17 protein-coding genes and 2 pseudogenes are annotated in these 19,439 nt (G+C 61.4%); 11 read left to right on the top strand and 8 right to left on the bottom strand.

The features are described from left to right. Positions 1-84: 84 nt before the first annotated feature. Positions 85-1,395 (bottom strand): RhtX/FptX family siderophore transporter, encoded by a 1,311-nt coding sequence (locus PYH37_RS03825; RefSeq protein ID WP_280732105.1) that lies wholly within the window; start codon positions 1,393-1,395, stop codon positions 85-87. A gap of 438 nt (positions 1,396-1,833) precedes the next feature. Further along, positions 1,834-2,304 (bottom strand): Lrp/AsnC family transcriptional regulator, encoded by a 471-nt coding sequence (locus tag PYH37_RS03820; protein ID WP_280732104.1) that lies wholly within the window; start codon positions 2,302-2,304, stop codon positions 1,834-1,836. 235 nt (positions 2,305-2,539) lie between these two features. Between PYH37_RS03820 and PYH37_RS03815 the strand changes: the two are divergent. From PYH37_RS03815 to PYH37_RS03765, 11 genes and pseudogenes are all read left to right on the top strand, one after another. After that, positions 2,540-2,791 (top strand): annotated as a pseudogene (locus PYH37_RS03815) (aldehyde dehydrogenase family protein); the annotation flags it as partial. A gap of 124 nt (positions 2,792-2,915) precedes the next feature. Then, positions 2,916-3,695: an ABC transporter ATP-binding protein gene (locus tag PYH37_RS03810; protein WP_280732103.1), complete on the top strand. Its 780-nt coding sequence runs from the start codon at positions 2,916-2,918 to the stop codon at positions 3,693-3,695. A 38-nt stretch (positions 3,696-3,733) separates the two neighbouring features. Then, positions 3,734-4,504, top strand: a complete 771-nt coding sequence (locus PYH37_RS03805) for a transporter substrate-binding domain-containing protein (RefSeq protein WP_280732102.1) — start codon at positions 3,734-3,736, stop codon at positions 4,502-4,504. 101 nt (positions 4,505-4,605) lie between these two features. Further along, on the top strand, positions 4,606-5,328 hold the full coding sequence (locus tag PYH37_RS03800; protein ID WP_280732101.1) for an ABC transporter permease: 723 nt from the start codon (positions 4,606-4,608) through the stop codon (positions 5,326-5,328). Positions 5,329-5,338: 10 nt separating this feature from the next. Next, a complete protein-coding gene (locus tag PYH37_RS03795; protein WP_280732100.1) occupies positions 5,339-6,028 on the top strand; it encodes an ABC transporter permease in 690 nt (229 codons plus the stop codon). A gap of 204 nt (positions 6,029-6,232) precedes the next feature. Then, positions 6,233-7,486 (top strand): trans-sulfuration enzyme family protein, encoded by a 1,254-nt coding sequence (locus PYH37_RS03790; protein WP_425336090.1) that lies wholly within the window; start codon positions 6,233-6,235, stop codon positions 7,484-7,486. An 83-nt stretch (positions 7,487-7,569) separates the two neighbouring features. After that, positions 7,570-7,805 (top strand): annotated as a pseudogene (locus PYH37_RS03785) (Lrp/AsnC ligand binding domain-containing protein); the annotation flags it as partial. Positions 7,806-7,818: 13 nt separating this feature from the next. Beyond that, on the top strand, positions 7,819-8,727 hold the full coding sequence (locus tag PYH37_RS03780) for a homocysteine S-methyltransferase family protein (protein WP_280732098.1): 909 nt from the start codon (positions 7,819-7,821) through the stop codon (positions 8,725-8,727). A gap of 285 nt (positions 8,728-9,012) precedes the next feature. Beyond that, positions 9,013-10,203 (top strand): class C beta-lactamase, encoded by a 1,191-nt coding sequence (gene ampC, locus PYH37_RS03775; RefSeq protein ID WP_280732097.1) that lies wholly within the window; start codon positions 9,013-9,015, stop codon positions 10,201-10,203. Positions 10,204-10,497: 294 nt separating this feature from the next. Next, positions 10,498-10,719, top strand: coding sequence for a hypothetical protein (locus PYH37_RS03770; RefSeq protein WP_425336089.1), 222 nt, complete (start codon positions 10,498-10,500; stop codon positions 10,717-10,719). Positions 10,720-11,058: 339 nt separating this feature from the next. Next, complete coding sequence (locus PYH37_RS03765) at positions 11,059-12,213, top strand: acyltransferase family protein (protein ID WP_280732095.1); 1,155 nt, start codon at positions 11,059-11,061, stop codon at positions 12,211-12,213. Positions 12,214-12,220: 7 nt separating this feature from the next. Here the strand turns inward: PYH37_RS03765 and PYH37_RS03760 are convergent, their stop codons facing one another. The 6 genes from PYH37_RS03760 to PYH37_RS03735 all read right to left on the bottom strand — a co-directional run bounded on the left by PYH37_RS03760 (position 12,221) and on the right by PYH37_RS03735 (position 19,210). Further along, positions 12,221-12,790, bottom strand: coding sequence for an RBBP9/YdeN family alpha/beta hydrolase (locus PYH37_RS03760; RefSeq protein WP_280732094.1), 570 nt, complete (start codon positions 12,788-12,790; stop codon positions 12,221-12,223). 45 nt (positions 12,791-12,835) lie between these two features. After that, entirely contained in the window at positions 12,836-13,306 is a 471-nt protein-coding gene (locus PYH37_RS03755) for a DUF4189 domain-containing protein (protein ID WP_280732093.1), read from the bottom strand. A gap of 51 nt (positions 13,307-13,357) precedes the next feature. Continuing rightward, positions 13,358-13,966, bottom strand: a complete 609-nt coding sequence (locus PYH37_RS03750; protein WP_280732092.1) for a hypothetical protein — start codon at positions 13,964-13,966, stop codon at positions 13,358-13,360. A 143-nt stretch (positions 13,967-14,109) separates the two neighbouring features. Continuing rightward, positions 14,110-14,544 carry an invasion associated locus B family protein gene (locus tag PYH37_RS03745; protein ID WP_342394638.1) on the bottom strand — a complete coding sequence of 145 codons (435 nt, stop codon included), beginning with the start codon at positions 14,542-14,544 and terminating at the stop codon, positions 14,110-14,112. A 320-nt stretch (positions 14,545-14,864) separates the two neighbouring features. Next, positions 14,865-18,773: a YadA-like family protein gene (locus PYH37_RS03740; protein WP_280732090.1), complete on the bottom strand. Its 3,909-nt coding sequence runs from the start codon at positions 18,771-18,773 to the stop codon at positions 14,865-14,867. Next, positions 18,770-19,210, bottom strand: coding sequence for a hypothetical protein (locus PYH37_RS03735; RefSeq protein ID WP_280732089.1), 441 nt, complete (start codon positions 19,208-19,210; stop codon positions 18,770-18,772). Before PYH37_RS03735 ends, PYH37_RS03740 begins: the two co-directional genes overlap by 4 nt. Between the last annotated feature and the right edge of the window lie 229 nt (positions 19,211-19,439).

Here is a 19,439-nt window from a genome sequence, read left to right as displayed (position 1 = left end):
GTCTGGCGGCGGATTCAGGCGCCTGCCACTAGAGCGGGATGAAGAAAAGTGCGCGGTTTTCCGCCCGCATCCCGCTCTAACTCTTTAGAATCGATCACGTTTTATGATTTTAAGTCGTTTCGACCTAAAATCATCGTGATCTAGAGGCGCAGGCCGCGCCTTGATCTTTTCCAGCATCCAGACAGACAAACCGATTCCGAGCACGGAAATGACCGTCGCCGAGGAAAACAGCATTTCGTAACCGAGCCTGTCGGCGAGGTAGCCTGCGATCGAGGTGCCTATCAGATAGACGACCAGCTCGGCGCAGCTCAGTATGGTGAAATCCGTACCCGGCTGGTCGTCTGAGGATGACGCCATGAAGAACGAGTAGATCGCGACCAGCTCCATGTAGCGGATCAGGGTCTGGAAAGCGGACGCCGACATGGCGACGGCGATTCCGGGCCATACGCCGAACGCATTGAGCGCGAAGGCGAGGAAGCAGAGACTGCGAAGCCCTCCAAGCAGGATGAGCGTCGCCGTCAATCCCACCTTGCGGATGATCAGCGCAGCGATCACGGCGCCTAGAAGCCCCGCGGTCGCGGCAGCACCGCCGGACATGTAGCCGATCCAGTCGGTCGGCACCTTATTGTCGACGAGATAAGGCCCTTCCATGCCGCGCACGAGACCTTCGCTTGCGCGGTAAGTGAGGGCGAAGGCAAGGATCATCCAGGCGTTCGGCCGGTGGAAGAAGCCGAGAAGGCTTGCTCGCTTGCGCGGGGCCGCATCCGGGCTAGGCTCGGCCCTGTCCCGCATCCAGATCGCCGCGGCCAATGGCATGAGTGACAGGCATGCGACCAGGAGGATTGTCGGCCGCCAGCCGATCTTGTGGAAGAGGACCAGCGTCAGCGTGCCGCCGATGATGACGCCGAGCGCGACCGATCCCGCCTGCACGGCATTGCCGATCGGCCGTGTCGATCTGGTCAGGTGCCGCACCGCATAACCGTCGGTGGCGATATCCTGCACCGAGGAAAGAAGCGTGATGCAGATGCCGATCGCGAAGAGCGCGCCGGCCTGGCTGGGCTCGACCAAGGCCATCGAAGCGATGCCTGCACTGACGAGAAGCTGCGTCGGCACCACCCATCCGCGCCGGTGGCCCAGACTTGGCCAGAGCGCCCAGCGGTCGACCAGTGGCGCGATCGCGAATTTCAACACGAGCGGCAGCATCAGAAGCGAGAACAGGCCGATCGCGGTGCGTGACGCGCCGCTCTCGCGCATCAGAGGGGGCAAGGCGACTAGCAGCAGGTAACTCGGGATCCCTTGGGCGAGATAGAGCCCGCCCAGAACCCCGTAAAGTTTTCCTGCGCTTCGCGCTATCGGCCCATCCTGGACCGCGGGAGAAGTTTGCACAATCGTCATGGCAGATAGAATCCTTGCCGCGCAGCGCTGAGCATCAGAGATTGCCCCGCTGGCGAGTTTCGACGCCTGTAAACAGGAGTATTTTTATCATGTTTAAAGTGGCGACTAGCGAAAGGCTTGGATGTGAGCGAACCTGATTAAGACAATTGCGAACGAGTTTCTGAGAGCGGTGTTCGCGCGCGCCAGCCTTCGGTCGAACTTTACGAAGTCGCAAACATTCGATTTCCCCGAGCGTCCTGCTCGGCAATGTGTCTGCCGAACGCGGCCTCATCTGGCCTCGCTCCTCGCGCAGCTCCTCGCGTGCAGTTTGGATGGACCTGCGCCGGCTTCAAATCAGCTTGACCTTCGTCTCCAACGCCGTCGCCCGCGGCAGAATGCCCACGCAGAGCGCTTTGCGTGTCGCTGGATCCGTGTCTAGCTGCGCAGCACGGAGGTTCTTCATGATTCCACCGGGACAAACATTCCCAGCTTTACGTCCTTGAGAACGACGTTCGTGTGAATTCTCTTGATTTGGGGATTTTGCGACATGATGCGCGCCGTAATCTCGTCGTATTGGCCGACGTCCTGTGCCGTAATGATCGCGACCAGATCAACGGAACCCGTCACGTAATAGACCTGTTGGATATGGTCCTGCTTCTCTGCCCAAACGCGAAACTTCGCCAGCGCATCATAATTCTCGCGCTCGATTTCCATCCCGGCGATAAAGGTCATCGGGTTTCCGACGACTTTGCGGTCGACGACCGCGATCTCTGCCGTAATTATCTTTTCTTCGCGCATTCGTTTCAGCCGCCGCTGCACCGCGGAAGCTGAAAGACCAACCTGGTCGGCGATCGCCTCAGCCTTGAGCTGGCAATCTCGCTGCACGATCTCGAGAATGTTGCGATCGAACTGATCCAATGTTTCCGGCATCTGGTCCCTGCTATTGCTGTTTCACCGCAAATTATCATCTGACCTTGCGGCGGTCGGTCGAGAATCGCCGCTACCGTGCTTGATCTCCGCACAGATAAACGAGAACACGCCTGTTTGTGTATATCGTTCGCTTTTCAATCTTCACCTTGTCCCTGCCGTCCTTCAGCATTCCTGCATTGTTCATCGGAGGATTGGCGTGACACGATACAGGATCGCGCTCATCGATTTCGCCACGATCGCGAAGGCCAATGACTCCGAATACAGCCTGCACGCAGGCATTTTCACGAAACAATCTCGCCCAAGCGCTTGCTGCGGTCGAGCGAATCGAGGCAGGCGGGGTGATGATCAACGACTCCTCCGACTATCGCTTCGATTCCATGGCGGCTTCAAATATGGCAGCATGGGTCGCGAGGGCGTGCGCTTCGCTTGGGAGGACATGACCCAGCCCAGAGTGATCTGCATCACTCTGACAATGCGCGGCACATAGACCGCACTACAGCAACAGTTGCGCAGAAATTCCGCAGAAAGCAGGACAATTGCGCGGAGTCTCCGCACGCAGCCGCGCTAAAGTCAAAGAAAACATCTCAAAAAATCTTCGGGGAACGACAGGAATGAAGCCGACGGCAGCTCCCGCCTTGCTCGTGGACGACGTTCACAAAAGTTACGGCATTCATGAAGTCCTAAAGGGCATTTCGCTGTCGGCTCAGAAGGGCGACGTGATCTCGATCATCGGATCGTCGGGTTCCGGAAAAAGTACCTTCCTGAGGTGCATCAACTTCCTCGAAATCCCGGACCGTGGTCGATTTGTCATCAATGGCGAGGAAGTGCTGATGAAAGCCCGTGGCGATGGGCGCGCGCATCCTGCTAACTGGCGGCAGATTGAGCGGCTGCGGACGGGTCTAGGCATGGTTTTCCAGAGCTTCAACCTCTGGGCTCATATGACCGTCCTCGAAAACGTCATCGAGGCGCCGGTCCACGTTCTGCGCATCGGGCGCAGTGAGGCGATCGAAAAGGCCGAGAGCCTCCTGGCGAAGGTCGGCCTTTATGAGAAGCGGCATGCCTTTCCGGCTTTCCTATCGGGAGGCCAGCAGCAGCGCGCCTCGATTGCCCGAGCTCTTTGCGTCGATCCGGCCGTCATGCTTTTCGACGAACCAACCTCGGCTCTCGATCCGGAGCTTGTCGGCGAAGTGCTGAAGGTCATTCGAGACCTCGCAGATGAGGGGCGAACGATGCTGCTCGTCACGCATGAAATGAAATTTGCTCGCGATGTTTCCAGTCACGTGATGTTCCTGCACCAGGGCCGCGTGGAGGAAGAAGGACCGCCCGCACAGATTTTCGGCGCACCGACGAGTGGCCGTTGTCGTGAGTTCACCGGCGTGCTGTCGAACTGATCCCACAATTCCACCAGACAACCGAAAAGGGGACTTGAATGAAGTTGTTTTCCATCCTGCTCGCCGGTGCGGCCTTCGCCGTTTCGGCCGCCACGGCCGAGGCGGACGTTCGCTTCGGCATCATGAACGAAGCCTACCCGCCCTTCTTTACCAAAGATCCGTCCGGCAAGTGGATCGGTTGGGAAATCGAGCTGATGGATGCGGTCTGCGCCGAGATGAAGGAAGAATGCTCCGTCGTCGACATGTCCTGGGACGGACTCATTCCCGGTCTTCAGACGAAGAAGTTCGATGTGATCTGGTCGTCCATGTCGATCACCGACGAGCGCAAGAAGACGATCGATTTCACCCACAAATACTACAACACCCCGAGCAAGCTGATCGGCACCCAGGGTGCGGCGACCGGGGTGGCGCCGGATGACGTTGCCGACAAGACGATCGGCATTCAGGTCTCGACGATCCAATCCGAATATTTCAAGAAGTACTTCTCCGAAAAGGCCTCGGAAAAGACCTATGCGACGCTCGACGAGGCCTTTCAGGATCTTGCGGCTGGCCGCATCGACTATGTCTTTGGCGACGCGATCCCGCTGGCGGAGTTCCTGACGTCCGATTTCGGCAAGGATTGCTGCGCCGATGTGGGGGACGTCGCCGATGATCCGGCCATTCTCGGTGTCGGCATCGGCGGCGGCGTGCGCAAGGAAGATACCGCACTGCGCGACAAGCTCAATGCGGCCATCGCCGCCATACGGGCGAACGGCAAATATGCTGAGATCTCCAAGAAGTACTTCGACTTCGATCCGTACGGGAAATGATCACCGATCGGGAGCACCATGAAAGCGGCCGGGCTTCTTTCGCTCGGCCGTGAAGCGCCGCTGCCGCCCTTCAACCACACGCATTCAGGTAGATCATCGCGATGTCGTCCACGCAGTCAGTGCTGGAGCTGCTCGCTCCCTATCCTCCGGGATGGGGAGGCGTTCTGCTTACCGGAGCTCTTTCCACGGTCACGATCTCGCTTGGAGCCTATGCGTTCGGCATTCTGATCGGGCTGGTAGGGGCGCTCGGAAAGCTGACCGGCAGTCGACCGATCGTCATCGGCCTCGATCTCTATACGACGGCCGTACGTGCCATTCCCGAGCTGATCCTGATCGTTGGGCTATACTATGCGGGGACCGACGGGATTAACCGTTTGCTGCTTGCTGCCGGACTTCCCCCGATCGAGATCAACGGCTTCGTTGCGGCGGTCGCAGTGCTCGGCATCGTCCAGGGCGCCTATATGACGGAGGTCCTGCGCGGCGCGATCTTAGCTATCCCCGTCGGGCAGATCGAAGCCGCCAAGGCTTTCGGAATGCGGCCATGGGTGCGGTTTCGACGCATCGTTCTCCCGGCGCTGATGCCGAACGCCCTCCCCGGCCTTGCCAATCTCTGGATGTCGGTAACCAAGGACAGCGCCCTGATCGCGGTCGTCGGCTACCAGGAACTGGCACTCGCAACGCGACTGGCGGCCGCCAACACCAAGCATTACTTCGTCTTCTTCCTTGCGGCCGCCTTCCTCTATCTCGGCATCACTCTCCTTTCGAATATGGTCTTCAGGGCGCTGGAATTCCGTTTTCGCCGCGGCCAGCCGAAGAGCGCTTGAGGATAGGCCGATGAATTTTTCCTGGATTAGCTCTTATTGGCCGCTCCTCGTCGCCGGCGCAGTGCAGACCGTCCTGCTACTCGTCATATCCGTTGTCTTCGGCTTCATCCTGGCGATCGGCCTGGCATTGGCCCAGATCCGTGGTCCGCGTTGGCTAAAGTGGCTGGCCCGCGGCTATTGCACCTGCCTGCGCGGAACACCGCTGCTGATCCAGCTCTGGCTGCTTTACTATGGCGTCGGTTCGCTGCTGCCGCTCATTCCCGGCCTGCGCTCGAGCTTCCTCTGGCCGGTCCTTCGTGAGGGCTTCTTCTTTGCGGCCGTTAGCTTCACCCTGAACTATGCGGCCTATGAGGCGGAAGTCTTGCGCGGGGCTCTCCTGGCCGTTCCGAAGGGAGAACTGGAAGCTGGAAAGTCCTTCGGCATGTCGTCCTGGCAATTGCTCAGGCGGATATGGCTACCACGCGCTATCCGCATCGCCCTGCCGACGATCGCCGGAGAGATCGTGCTGCAACTGAAGGCCACGCCGCTTGCCTTCACGGTGACGGTCATGGACCTCTATGCCGTTGCCTACAAGGTCCGCCAGGATACGCTGCTGGTCTACGAACCGCTTCTGGTCGTCACCGTTTTCTATGTGTTCCTGACCCTGCTTTTGACCCGCGCCTTCAAACTGGTCGAAGCCCAGGTTCCGGTTCGCCGATAGGCCGAGCGCCTCGGCCTCGCAGCCGTCGCCGAGCGAAGCGGCGGCGCCGCGCGACCCGCTTTTTCAGCGCGGATCGGCACCGTTTTTTGCCAAATTTCGGCGGGACGTGGTGTTATTTGGCCGCCGATCCCACTGTCACCGGCATAAAGTCGCAGCGAACAAACTCAATAAGGGCTTCCAATGTCTCCGAAGGCATCGCTTTCCATGGCCAACTCCGGGGTACTCGCGCTCGATTCTGGCACGTCCCGCGTCAACGACTGGGCCTTGCGCGCGGAAACGTTGGCGGTCGATGGCGGTCTCGTCATCGACCCCACCACGAGAGCGATCGCGCCAAACATCTCGATGTCGGTCAACAACACGCTGGTCCCCGGCGACGGCGCCTTCTCCGCCGACGGCGTTCCCGACCTGACAGCGCTACCGTTTCTTTATGCGCGGTGGACCAATCCCACCGTGCGGCAGCTCGAGCAGCGGATGGCGGCGATCGAAGGAACCGACGACGCGCTGGCAACGGCAACGGGCATCGCGGCGATCGCGGCAACCTTCCTGACCTTGCTGAAGAAGGGCGACCATCTCATCGTCAGCGACGTGTGCTACGCGGGTGCCAATGAGCTTGCGCGACGCATTCTGCCCGACTACGGCATCGAGATCACCGCCGTGAACATGTCGCGCATCGAAGACATCGCCGCCGCCTTTCGGCCGAACACGCGGCTCGTACACTGTGAGAGCCCCTGCAACCCGATCTTGCGGTTGACGGATCTCGCTGCCGTCGCGGCCTTGGCGCGTGACAAAGGCGCACTCGTCTCCGTCGACTCGACGCTGGCGACACCGGTCGCAACCCGGCCCTTCGCGCTTGGAATCGATCTCGTCATTCACTCGCTGACCAAATTCATCAATGGCCATGGCGACGCGCTCGGCGGCATCGTCTGCGGCCGCAAGGAACTGGTTGAGAAAATTCGCTCGCGCGCCGGGGTCTATCTCGGTGCGTCGATGTCGGCGCAGAATGCCTGGCTGATCATGCGCGGCATCGACACGCTCCTTCCCCGCATCCGTACCGTGTCGCAATCCGCGATGCTGCTGGCGGAATTTCTCTCCACGCACCCGGCGGTTCGATCAGTGATCTATCCGGGGCTGAAGACCCATCCTCAATATGCGCTTGCCAGTCGCCAGATGCAGGTCTTCGGCGGCATGATTACCTTTCAGACCACCTCGCCGCAGGCAGTCGCAACCCAGCTTGCAACAAGGCTGAAGGTCGCCCATTACGCATTCTCGCTCGGGCACCAGCGCAGCATCGTCGTTCTTCTCGATACCGAGGAGATGATGCGTTCGACTTATGGGCTGCAGGGCGCGCAACTCGAGGACTATCGCGTCTTTGCCGGCGATGGTGTCTTCCGCCTTTCCGTCGGCCTCGAAGCCGTCGATGACCTCATCGAAGATTTCGATCAGGCACTTCGCCCCTGAGGCTTCCGGAGCGAGCAATGGCTGCACTTACCGAACTTTCAGATGAGAGTCGTGTCGCCATCGGCAAGACGGGAGCCATTGCCGCGCTGATTTTTGTCTACAGGCACGATCGGATGCGCGGCGGCGACGTCGTTCATGCGCTGCGTCGCATCCCCGAAGTGGTCTCCTGCGACGTGATGGGCGGCGAATTCGATCTGGTGGTGCGGGTCGAGGCGCCGGGGGCCGATCGCATCCGACTGGTGTGGCAGGAGATTTGGCCCTGGCCGGCGTCCGCGACACATTGACCGCCTTTGCCCTGTCCTCCGTATTCCACAAGTAAGGAAATCTCTCACATGAAGAAAATGCATGTCCTTGATGGCGGCATGAGCCGGGAGCTGCTCCGGCTCGGAGCTGAATTGCGGCAACCTGAATGGTCCGCTCTTGCGCTGATCGAGACGCCGGACATCGTGCGGCGGGTGCATCGAGAATTCATTGATGCTGGCGCCGATGTCATCACCACCAACAGCTACGCCCTGGTGCCCTTCCACATTGGCGAAGAACGGTTCCACGCGCAGGCTGCGGGCTTGATCGACCTAGCTGGCAGGCTCGCGCGAGCGGCAGCGGATGCCGAAATAAAGCGGGAAGTCCTCGTCGCGGGGTCCCTGCCCCCGATCTTCGGTTCCTACGAACCCGAGCGCTTCGATCCGTCAAGGGTGCAGGACTATCTCGCGGTTCTGGTCGAAAACCTGGCACCTCATGTCGACGTCTGGTTAGGCGAAACACTGAGCCTGATTGCCGAAGGCGATGCCGTTCGCCATGCGGTCGCGGCCACCGGCAAGCCGCTCTGGATCTCCTTCACCCTGGCTGATGATGCGCAGGCGATTGCCGGCGACGAGCCCAAGCTGCGATCCGGTGAGCATGTCGCACAGGCGGCTGCATGGGCCGCCGGTTCCGGAGCCGAGGCCCTCCTCTTCAATTGCAGCCGGCCCGAAGTGATGGCGAAAGCCGTCGAGATTTCGTCCTCCGTCTTTCGCCGCTTGGATGCGAAGGTCGAGATCGGCGTCTATGCGAACGCCTTTGAAGATAATCAGAATGATGGTGCCGCGAACGAAACCTTGCACGAGACGCGCGATGACTTGACGGCCGATCACTATTCCCGTTTTGCCTGCCAATGGGCCGACGCCGGCGCGAGCCTGATCGGCGGCTGCTGTGGCATAGGCGCACACCACATCCACCGGCTTGCGGGAGCCCTGAAATCCTGATCCGCGGTCGGCGGGGAATGGTCGGAGAAAATTGTTGGTGCCGACGAAGCGCGTTCAGGGGGCAGATGAGGTGAACCATCCAGATGCCCAAGTTATTCTAATGGCTCGTGCAAAATATCGTCGTTTGTTCCATGCGCACGGACCACGTATATCGTCGCGACTGGTTCGGGGCCTCCCCTGTTGCATTCGACGCAAACGGATGCCGGTTCGCAGGTTTCGACACATATCGACCGCAGCTTGCTGCAAGTGCGGCCGACACACGAGCACGAGGGCGTTGTATCTGCTATGAGAAATATTTCCCTTCCGAAGCTTGGAATTCTCGCGACTGCTTCCTTGTTCTTCGGCGCATCCGCCCACGCCGCCGACGATCACGACCGGAGGCAGCTCGACCGCGTCGTCAATGAGGCGATCGGACCTGTCATGGAAAAGAACAATGTCCCGGGACTGGCGGTGGCGGTTACGGTCCAGGGGAAGCGATATTTCTTTAACTACGGTATCGCTTCAAAGGAGAGCGGAGAAAAGGTTACCGAGGACACGATTTTCGAGATCGGCTCGATCAGCAAGACCTTTACCGCAACCCTGGCGTCCTACGCAGAGGCGCGTGGAACCCTTTCGCTCTCCGACAATGCGAGCAAATATTTGCCAGCTCTCGCCGGCAGCAGCTTCGACAGGATCCGCCTTCTTGATCTCGGTACCTATACGGCGGGCGGTCTACCCTTGCAGTTTCCAGGCGATGTCACCGATCGGGAAGAGATGGTCGCCTATTACAAGAGCTGGCGCCCTGCCTATGCCGCCGGAACTTATCGGCTCTACTCGAACCCGAGCATCGGCCTATTCGGCTATCTCGCCGCCAGAAGCATGGGCAAGCCTTTCGATGATCTGATGGAACAGGAGATCTTTCCGCGGTTTGGCCTGACCCGTACCTACATCAGGGTTCCGCCGGACCAGATGGGCAATTACGCTTACGGCTATTCGAAAGACGACAAGCCGATTCGCGTGACACCCGGCGTTCTGGACTCGGAAGCCTATGGCGTGAAAACGACCGCGGCCGACATGATCCGGTTCGTCGAGGCAAATATAAGCGGCTCAAAGCTGGACGAAACGCTCCAACGCGCGATCGCCGCAACGCACACGGGATACTACAAAGTCGGTCACATGACGCAGGGTCTCGGATGGGAGATGTATGCCTATCCAACGGATCTTGACCGGCTGCTTGCCGGGAATTCCTCCCGGGTGATCCTTAAGGCCAATGCAGTAAGCAGACTGGCTCCACCGCTGTTGCCGCAGGAAGCTGTGCTGATCAACAAAACCGGCTCCACGAACGGTTTCGGCGCCTATGTCGCCTTTGTTCCCGCCAAGAGCATCGGCATCGTGATCTTGGCGAACAAGAACTATCCCATCCCGGCACGAGTGAAGGCCGCACACCAGATATTGACGGCGCTGGACAGCCCGTCCGGCTTGACCAGCGGTCGCTGATTAAACTCTCCTTTCCGAGGATCTGAAGACAACGAAAGCAGCCCGTCACGCGCATTCCAAGCGCGCGACGGTCTACTGCATTAGCAGAACATCGCGCACTGTATTGTCTGAATGCGATGCTATCGCCGCCTTTTCAGCAGCTCTACGTAGCCGTTGTTGATCCAGAGACGTTCCCAGCATATGCTCGCAGGGTCTTTCCGCCTGGAAGCCGTAGATCTCGGCCGGTCTCCCTCTCGCGTGGAACAGAAACGTCGCTCAAGGATTATAAAAATGCGTCCGCGTATACAAGGGAGGATTGTGCCTATGCCTATGTCACGCCATCCTGTTGTCGCTCCGGATGAACACATCCTAACGGTGCAGGAAGCGCTCGAACCGCTATACATGAAACTTGAACAAGAAGCCGAAGTCCAACTCCTGGAAGCGGCGGTATCGGCGGGCTGGTCGGCCGATGAGGCGCTCGATGCGATCGACGAGCTGAAAAAGCACGAGGTCCTATCCATGATCGGGCGTGATTAGCCCAAAACGACCGATGTCTTACGCCGTCCGAGCCCTGCAAGGCCGGGCGGCTTCCCGCTTACTATCTGTGCCTTAGCTAACATACCGCCGGTTCCAAGCCGACAGCGCCGTGCGTCCGATTAGACTGCGCAAAAATTGCTGTCGCGCTTTGAATCGCTGGCATGATTTGTCCTTAAATCGAACCCGATTTAAGGAACCATCCGGTAGCGCCTGATCGCTGCGTCTTCCTCTCCGCCATTACTTAGTCTTGCCTTAGTCACCCTGTAGGCAGTCCCTTGTGCATCGCAGCATCAACTGCAGGCAGTAACCTTGGGTGCGAAACAAGGACGAAGATTGCTGATGGCTGAGTACGACCCCCGCATAACTCGAATTGATTGTCTGGATGGGCTTCGAGGGCTCGCGTCACTGTGGGTGATGATTGGCCACGCGCTCTTGCTAACCGGTTGGCGCTTGCCGGTTCTGTCGGAGCCTGATCTCGGCGTTGATCTCTTCATCATGCTTTCCGGCTTTCTAATGGTATTTCACTATCAGCTACGTGCCGGCAAGGAGCCATGGGAGCTGACGTCGACCTGGAGAAGCTTCTGGATTCGACGCTTTCTGAGGATTGCGCCTCTCTACTATTTTCTACTGGCTGTTGCCTTCATGCTTGGCCCTTGGTTGTTCGAAACGAGAATGGTCATCGACGCCTTCCTCGATAGAACGCCGCAGTCATCCCAACGCTTTCTGGACAACGGCATCACCAACGGGCTGATGCACGTCAGCTTTCTTTTCGGCCTCTCCCCCGACTACGCCTACCGGACCCCCTTGCCGGACTGGAGCATAGGGCTCGAAATGCAGTTCTATGCGGCCTTTCCCTTCATCATGCTTTTGCTCAAGAAAGCCGGGTGGGTGAGAGGTGCCCTTTTCACGGCCGCCATCGCCGTCGCGATCTGGTCGACGACGAGCTTACTGGGCATTCACTTCCCAATGCCGGCATTCCTGCCGTTGAAGATGCACATCTTTCTCTGCGGAATGCTGTTGGCGCTTGCTCTTCACGCGGACGCATCGAAGGCTTTTCTCTATGGTGGAGCGGCCTTCGCGCTCGCGCTGCTGCCGATCGGCGGAGATATGACGGCGACGAAAATGCTGATGCGGGTCATCCTTGTGGCGATCTTTTTCGCCCTGCTGCATCACCGTCTGCTCGGTGATGCACTGGGTCTGGGGCTTCGGGCCGTTTCCTCATCGCTTGGAAACAGGTTTTTCCATTGGCTGGGGGAACTGTCCTTCGGCGCCTATCTCTGGCACCTCATCTTTCTGCAGCCGATCGCTGCCTATTTCATCGGCGCTTTCGGCGATACGATCACACCGCCCGCGCGGTTTGCCGCGGTCACCGCCACTCTGATCCCGTTGGTCTACACCGCTGCTTACGTGACTTTTCTCGCTGTCGAAAAGCCCGGTCAGCGGCTTGCCAGGCGTTTGATCAACAAGAGAAAACCTCAACCGGTTGAGGCCTGATCCAAGCTCATGCTGGCGACGCGGCACCTACAGCGCCGTGCGTCTTTTCAGACGCACAAAGGTCGCTGTAGCACTTTGAATTGCTGCATGTTTTGCGGCGGGCAATATCGTTCAGAACCCTAAGCAGGTTATAACCGCCCGGCCAGCGACCGAAACCGCTTTCAGGGTTTATGTGACCCGCATGACCAAGATCGACGAGATTGCTGCGCCATGCCTTGCAAAACGACCTTAGACGGTTGAAGCGCATGTAGCGATCGTTGAGACTGCCGACGACGAGGCTTGGGAATGCCAGCCTGTCTGTGGGCATCGCACCGAAATCGATTGCGCCCGTATGGAGCCGTTCGGTCTCGTCGAGATCACACGGCGCGACCAGCAGTGCGCTCCTCACCCGTTCGGCCGTCGGCCGCTTTGCCAGCATCGCAACCAGCACGGATCCCAGACTGTGGGCCACAAGATCGACAGCGTCATGCTTCAGGATCTCTTCCTCTAGCGCTCCACGCCAGTCGGCAAGGGTCGGCCGGCTCCAATTGCGCTGCCGGACAAGCGTTGCCGCCGGATGGTCGGCGAGAACGCTCACGACTCAAGCGCCGAGGCGGTAAGCATGGGCGGCGTTCCGTCTGCCTCAGGTGCAAACCCATTCGCGGATCTCGCACTGGTTCTCTTGGCCGCCACAGAGGCTCAGGGCCTTCCGTTCCGCTTCGCGACGGGTCGTCGCCGAAGCGGTGCCCCAGAACGGGGTTCCAGCACGGGAGGTCCCCCCTAGCGACAGAACTGCACAATGCTCGTAGGGAAAGCCCGTGCCGTCGTCGTCATCCCAATGGCGGTGGTTGCGGAACACTTCGACCACCTTGCAAGCTGCACCTTCCGCATTCTCGCAATGCTTGAGCGCGGCATCTTCCGCTTCCGTCCTCTTGTCGGCGCCCCAGAAGAAGCCGTGCCGGCCATCGACAGGCGAAAACGCAATCGCGCCCCAGATGCCCTTCTCTTCGGGCGCAGGTCCCGGCTGCGGGGTCACCAAATCGGCGGCATTGCCGGGCGAAATGCCAATTAGGGCGGCAATCAGTATGAGCCAAAGGCGACGGCTGAACCACATGTTCGTGCTCCAAGCTGAAGTTGATCAGGAATACATCGCAAGCGTGAGTGCTTATCCGGCCATTCTCGCGACGGAGACGACCACGCAGGCGTTTCCGGTGGGGACCAGAAGAGCCTGGCCGCCATCGTTGGCCAGGTTGAAAAGCATCGTGTTCGAAAGGTTGTCCGCCAGGACGCTGCCCTTCGGAAGTGTCTGCACGATTTCCTGGCATGTCCTCTGGAACGGCGCCACCCGCACGAAGCCGCCTTCGCAGCCCTGGCCGATGGGCGAAGCGAACACGACACCCGCCGCCTGCGCCTTATAGTCGGGCAGGTCATAAGTCATTCCGGCAATGGCCTGCACCGGATGGGTATCGGGCGACGAAGTGTTCCATTGCGTTTGTTCGGTATACGTCGACCCCAAGGTCAGGGCCTCCCCCAGCGCGGCGAAGACCTTGGCGCAGGTGTGGACGCCTGCTTGGTTCGCATGCTTTTGAAATGGCGTCTCGGCCGCCGCTGCACCTCCTGCCACGGCCTTGTTCTCCGCGGGCTTGCTCTCAGCGGGCTTGCCCTCAGCGGGCGCTTGCGACTGGGCCGAGGCGGTCTCCGCGACAAATCTCCCGAGCGGGGGATAGAAATGGAATGAGAGAACGACCACCGCGGCGACCACGACGGCGAACATGCCGGCCAGCGCGACGTTTCGCACCACCCGCCAAACTGACCATCGTGCCGATGATGGAGTTGCCATCGGCTCTGCCGGTGCAGGGGCCTGCGAGCTGGTCAATATTCTGTCCTGGATGGATTGGCGGGTCATGTGGTCTCTCGCTAGTTGATGGCTGACAGTGCAGACTTGAGCCCCTTGAATGGGGCATCCAGGCTGACTGCCGCGCCCGAAGGCGGGGAATAGGAAACATTGATGGTGGCTTCGTTGCCGATTTGCTGTCGAAGAATCGGGCCGACGGGTAGGTAGCCGACGCAGACCGTGCTGTCGCATGCGGTCAGTTGGACGTCGACGGGCTTTTCCCGTCCGGCGATCCCGAGCGAAATCTTGCTCCCCGTACCGAGGTGCGCGGGCGCCCGCAGGATCATGAAAGGCTTGCCTTTCTCATCGGCAGCCAGAGACCAGCTGAAGATGAGCGCCTGATTCTGATCGATGAAGGATTGGCTGATGTTGCACACCTTGCGTTTGGCCTTGAGATTCTCGTCGCAGATCAGGTTCCAGTTCTCGAAGGGCTGGATAATCCGGCGATAGCTGCCCAATGGAACGCCTTGCGGCGGCACCACCTCCGACGGTTTTATCCGGTAGGATCCCGTTTCCTGGCCAGCGACGGGCGAGCCGCCGGTAAGGAGCAGGCAACCCGCTGCGAGCAGGACGAACCGCCCCGCAGCTCGGTCTCGCATGCGGATGGGCTCAGCAAGTGAACGGAACATTGACAAAAAAGAACTTCATGATGGGAACCGCAGGGCTTGAAGATCGCGACGAATACTCGCCGCGATCTCGCAGTGGAGGGCAATCAACGGGGCAGCGAGGGGCTTTCCGAAACTGCGTGAGCCCGCCGCTTGCCATGTCGTCGTGATCCTCAATTCAAGGTCACGCTGAGGCCTGCCCCGACGCCCCACGCACCGCCCGCGGTCGTACCGGAAAGATTGGCCCGAACGCGGCCGTCCTCGCTGGTGTAGCCGGCGCCGAACGCAAACGCCCCCTCGTTGCGCCAATAGCCGCCGCCGGCCGCCACACTGAGCTTACCGGGCCGGTCGTCATAGCGCAGCGACGCCGCCGCCAGGCCGATCGCCGCCGCCTGTCGAGCCTCGCTCCGGATGCCGCCCAAGTCCGTGTTGAGCTGGCTGAGCCTGGAGTCGGTGTAGGCGTTGGCCGAGTTCAGGGTCGTGCCTGCCACCTCGTCGGTGTAGGTTTTTGCCTGGCCGACCGCCCAGGTCGCTCGGTCGTCCGTATATTTCTTCGAGCCGGCCACTGTGCCGGCAATGGCTTTTACCTGCCCTACGTTCGCCGCATCCGTGTCGGCCACGCCGGCCCCGACATTGTGGATGACAACGGGCGCGCCGGGGTCGCCGCCCACGAGTGTTATTGAGTTCGCCTTGGTGCCATCAGGGTTTTGGTCATATTTGACGGCGACCTCCTCAAGATCGCCAATTCCCGTCTGCAGGGATTCGACGGCCTGATTGGTCGCATGGAGCTGGCTGCCGTTGATGGCGTCGGTTGATGTGGCGCTGATACGGCCTGCGGCAACATTGGTGATTGTGCGTTCACTGCCGACGCCGCCCACGCTCACCGTGCTCGTCGGGTTGGTGCCCGCGAAGGTGTAGGCGACGCCGTTGATCGTGGCGCCGGTGGTCGCCACTGCGGCCGCGGTGGTCGAGCCTGCGCCGAGAGCCACGCTGCCCGGTTCATTGGCAGTGGCGCCAGCGCCAAGGGCCATCGCCTGGATGCCGTTCGCGGTCGAATTCGTGCCGAGCGCGATGCCGTCGGCCAGGTTGACGGTCGAGTTATGGCCGATCGAAATGCCGCCGGGCGCCGTCATCTGGACGACGGCGCCGTTGCCCATGCCGATGCCGTTATCGCCGTTGACGGTTGTGCGCGGGCCGATTGCCACGGAATCGACGCCGACAGCAAGCGAATCCGAAGCCGTCGAATTGGCGTGGAAGTAATTGGTGGACGACACCGCGAACGATGACAGTGCCCCCTTGAGCTGGCGGATGGTGACTGCGTCCTGGTCTTCCGTGCCGTCGGCGACGTTGGTGATCTGCCGGAAGGACGTCGAGTTGCCCACCGAGACCGCGCCGAGCAGGATCTTGTCCGACGTGTTGTACGGGATGATTTGGGTTCCGGAGAGAATGCTGCCGGATGCCGGCGCGATCGCCCGGTCGGCCACCGAGCCCGAGCCGAGCGCCACGCCGCCGAGCACCGTCGACTGGGTGTTCTGGCCGATGGCGAGCGAGGTGTTGGCGCTTGCCTGGGCGTTCAAGCCTGCGGCCAAGCTGTTGTTGCCGGTTGCGACGCTCTGCGGGCCGATGGCGACCGAGTCGGTTCCAGCGGCGCTCGAATCCGCAAGTGTCGAATTGGCGTGGAAATATTTTATCCCGCCGCCGCCGCTGATGGCGTCGTCGATGGCTGTGAAGGCGCCGCCCACCGTTGTGTAGCTGCTGCCCGCGATCGTGTAGGTCGGGCTGCTGACGGTGCCGTCCGGGTTCACGATGGCGCCGCCGCCGAGAATGTTGGCGATGCTGAGAGACGTGCCGTAGAGCTGCGAGCCATTGATCGCTTCGGTCGAGGTCGCGGAGACCGTCCCGTCCAAAAGGCCGCTGATGCCGGTGCCGTTCATGAAGAGGCCCGCGGCATTGAACACTTGCCCGCTCGACAGCGTCAGGCTGTCGGCGGTGAGGGCCGGCGTCGTGGCGATCGTGATATCCGTGCCGCTGCGCGTGACGGAGATGTTCTGCCCGTTGAGCAGTTGCACCGTCCCGCCCGGGGCGACGTTCGTCGCGGCACCCCCGTTCGCCTGCAGGTTCCAGCCTGCCGAGGCCGTGCCGTTCACCGCGGTGAGGGCGGACTGCACGTTGTTATAGGTCGTGCCGCCGATCGCAAGCCCCGCCGTTACCTGGTTGGTGGTCGGATTATAGGCAGAGGTGCCGCCGAGCGCCGTCGACACGCTCGTGCCAAACGTGTCGAGACCGGTCCCGACGGCAGTGATCGCCTGGTTCGTCGCGAAGAGCTGCGAACCGTTGATCGCATCCGTCGAGGTAGAGGAGATCCGGCCTGCCGCCACATTGGTGATGGTGCGCTCGGCGCCGACAGCGCCGACGCTTACTGTCGAGGTCGGGGCCGCGCCGGCGAAGTTGTAGGTTGTTCCGTTGATAATGGTGTTCGGCGTGGGTACCGCGACGGCCGTCACCGAGCCCGAACCCAGAGCCACGGATCCGGCATGCGTCGCGGTTGCGCCGGCGCCAAGCGCCATCGCGTTGGCGGCAGCGGCGTTGGCCTGGCTGCCCATGGCGATGGCGCTTACGCCATTGGCGATGTTGCGGTCGCCGATGGCCACCGCGCCCTGGCCGGTCACGGTGTTCTGATAGCCGATGCCGACGGCACCCTGCGCCGCGGTGCCGGGCGTGCTGACCGCCTGTCCGCCGCCGCCGACCATATTGGTATTGCCCATGGCGACCGAGCCGTTGCCGGTGGCGGTGTTATCCATGCCCTGCGCCACGGCGCCGTCGCCGGTCGCGGTGTTGGGATCGCCGATCGCCACCGCGCCATTGCCGTTGGCGACGTTGCCCGAACCGATGGACACTGCCTTGCCGCCGGTCGCGGTCGAGCCGTTGCCGATCGCCACCGCGTCGGCGGAGTTTGCGACCGCGCTGGTGCCCATCGCGATTGCATTGAGCGCCGAGGCATTGGCGTTGTTGCCCACCGCTATGGCGGCGGCGTTCGTGGCCTGGGCGCCCGACCCGGCCGCGACCGAGGCGGTTCCACTCGACACGCTTCCGTTACCCAGCGCCAGTGCGAAGTCGGCCGAAGCATTGGCCGATCTGCCGAACGCCGACGAACTCAACCCCGACGCGTTGGAGAGAAGGCCGATCGCCGTGGCGTTGACGGCAGTCGCCCGGCTTGCGCGCCCCATCGCAATGGTGTCGGCCTGGGACGCTGTCACATCGGTGCCGATCGCGATGGCGCTCTGTGCGAGGGCGCCTGTTCCCGCAGCGGTGCGCGAGCCGAGATAGACGGAGTTGATCGTGGTGGCGGTCGCCTGGAAGCCGATAGCGACGGCATTCTGGGCGCCTGCGCTGGCGGAATTGCCTTGGGCCACGGCATCCAGCCCGGACGCGGTCGCCTGAAACCCGAGCGCGAGGGCGCGCACCCCGCTAGCTTCAGATCCGTAGCCCCCGGCCCACGCAAAGCTGTTGCTGGCCGTAGAGCCAACGCCGACCGCGGTGGAGTTCCCTCCCGAAGCCAAGGCGGCGGTGCCCAGCGCGCTGGCCCCGGCCGCAATGGCGTTGGCGTTGACGCCAAGCGCGACCGTATTGATGTTGTTTGAGATCGCACCGCCGCCCACCGCCACGGCGCCGCCGGTTCCTGTGGCCGACGCGTCCTGGCCGATTGCCACCCCATATTGTGTCGACGAGACGGATCGGGTCCCGATCGCAACGGCATTGAGCTGAGAGGCCGTCGCGGGCGCGCCGATGGCGATGGAGCCGCTGGCTGTCGCCGTGCCGCCGCCGGCGGCATATTGTGCCTGCGCCGGGGTGGCGATCACGAGCATCGCGGCCGCCGATGCAACACCGGCGAGGCTTCCGCCGATGCCGAGCATGCCGCACCCGAGCCGATCTCGCCTCGGGCCAAGCACGCGGTGCGCCAGGCGCAGCGCCATCATCAGCCGACGGCGCAGCGAGCGGTTGCCCTTGTGCGCACCGCTAGAGCAGCTTGCGGCGAAGCGGGCCGGTTCACGTTGCGCGATTGTTCCCTGTATAGATGTCATGGGATGAGTACCTCCTGTACCGCTTCGCTCTCGATCGCGGCAGACTCCCCCGGCCCTGCCGGTGATGCGTGTCCGTTCGAGGATGGCATGATGGGGCTGGCATCGACGCCATGCGCCAGAAGCGCATGGCCATGCCTGCCGCCGATTGATTCGACGCTTGCGAGCGCGCCCTCAAGCCAGGCGTCGCTCTCCTCGGGCACCGTTTCGAGCGCCCTCGCGGCTCGCTCGGCCGGGATCACCTCTTCGAGATGGGAGCGAATTGCCTTGAGGTGCTGAGCGGGCGCTTCGCCGGCAAGGACCACCGCCGTGAGGCCGTAGACATAGTTGGCGAGCAACATGTCCCATTTGGCTTCGGGAAGCCCACGGTAACGCGTTTCCAAAGCTTGGAATGCCAACCGCACCCTTTGACCGATCTCTTCCGAAAGAATCTGCCGCATCTCGGCCGCTGCCTGGCCACTTGTGCCCGTGGATTTCTCCAAAGGACGTTCAACGCCATCCTGCAGCTGAAGAGACGCGGACCGCGCCGTATCAGGAGAGACCATCGGAAACGAAGCCGAACTGCTCATGAACCCCATATCCCCGGCACACCCACTCTCGACGCTCAGCCAGCCACGGCTGGGTGTCAGCCCTCCAGTGACGGCTCTCCCCAGAGCAATTCGACCGGAC

Source organism: Sinorhizobium numidicum, from assembly GCF_029892045.1.
In the GTDB taxonomy this organism is placed as follows: domain Bacteria; phylum Pseudomonadota; class Alphaproteobacteria; order Rhizobiales; family Rhizobiaceae; genus Sinorhizobium; species Sinorhizobium numidicum.
This window is presented reverse-complemented; position numbering and strand designations above follow the sequence as displayed.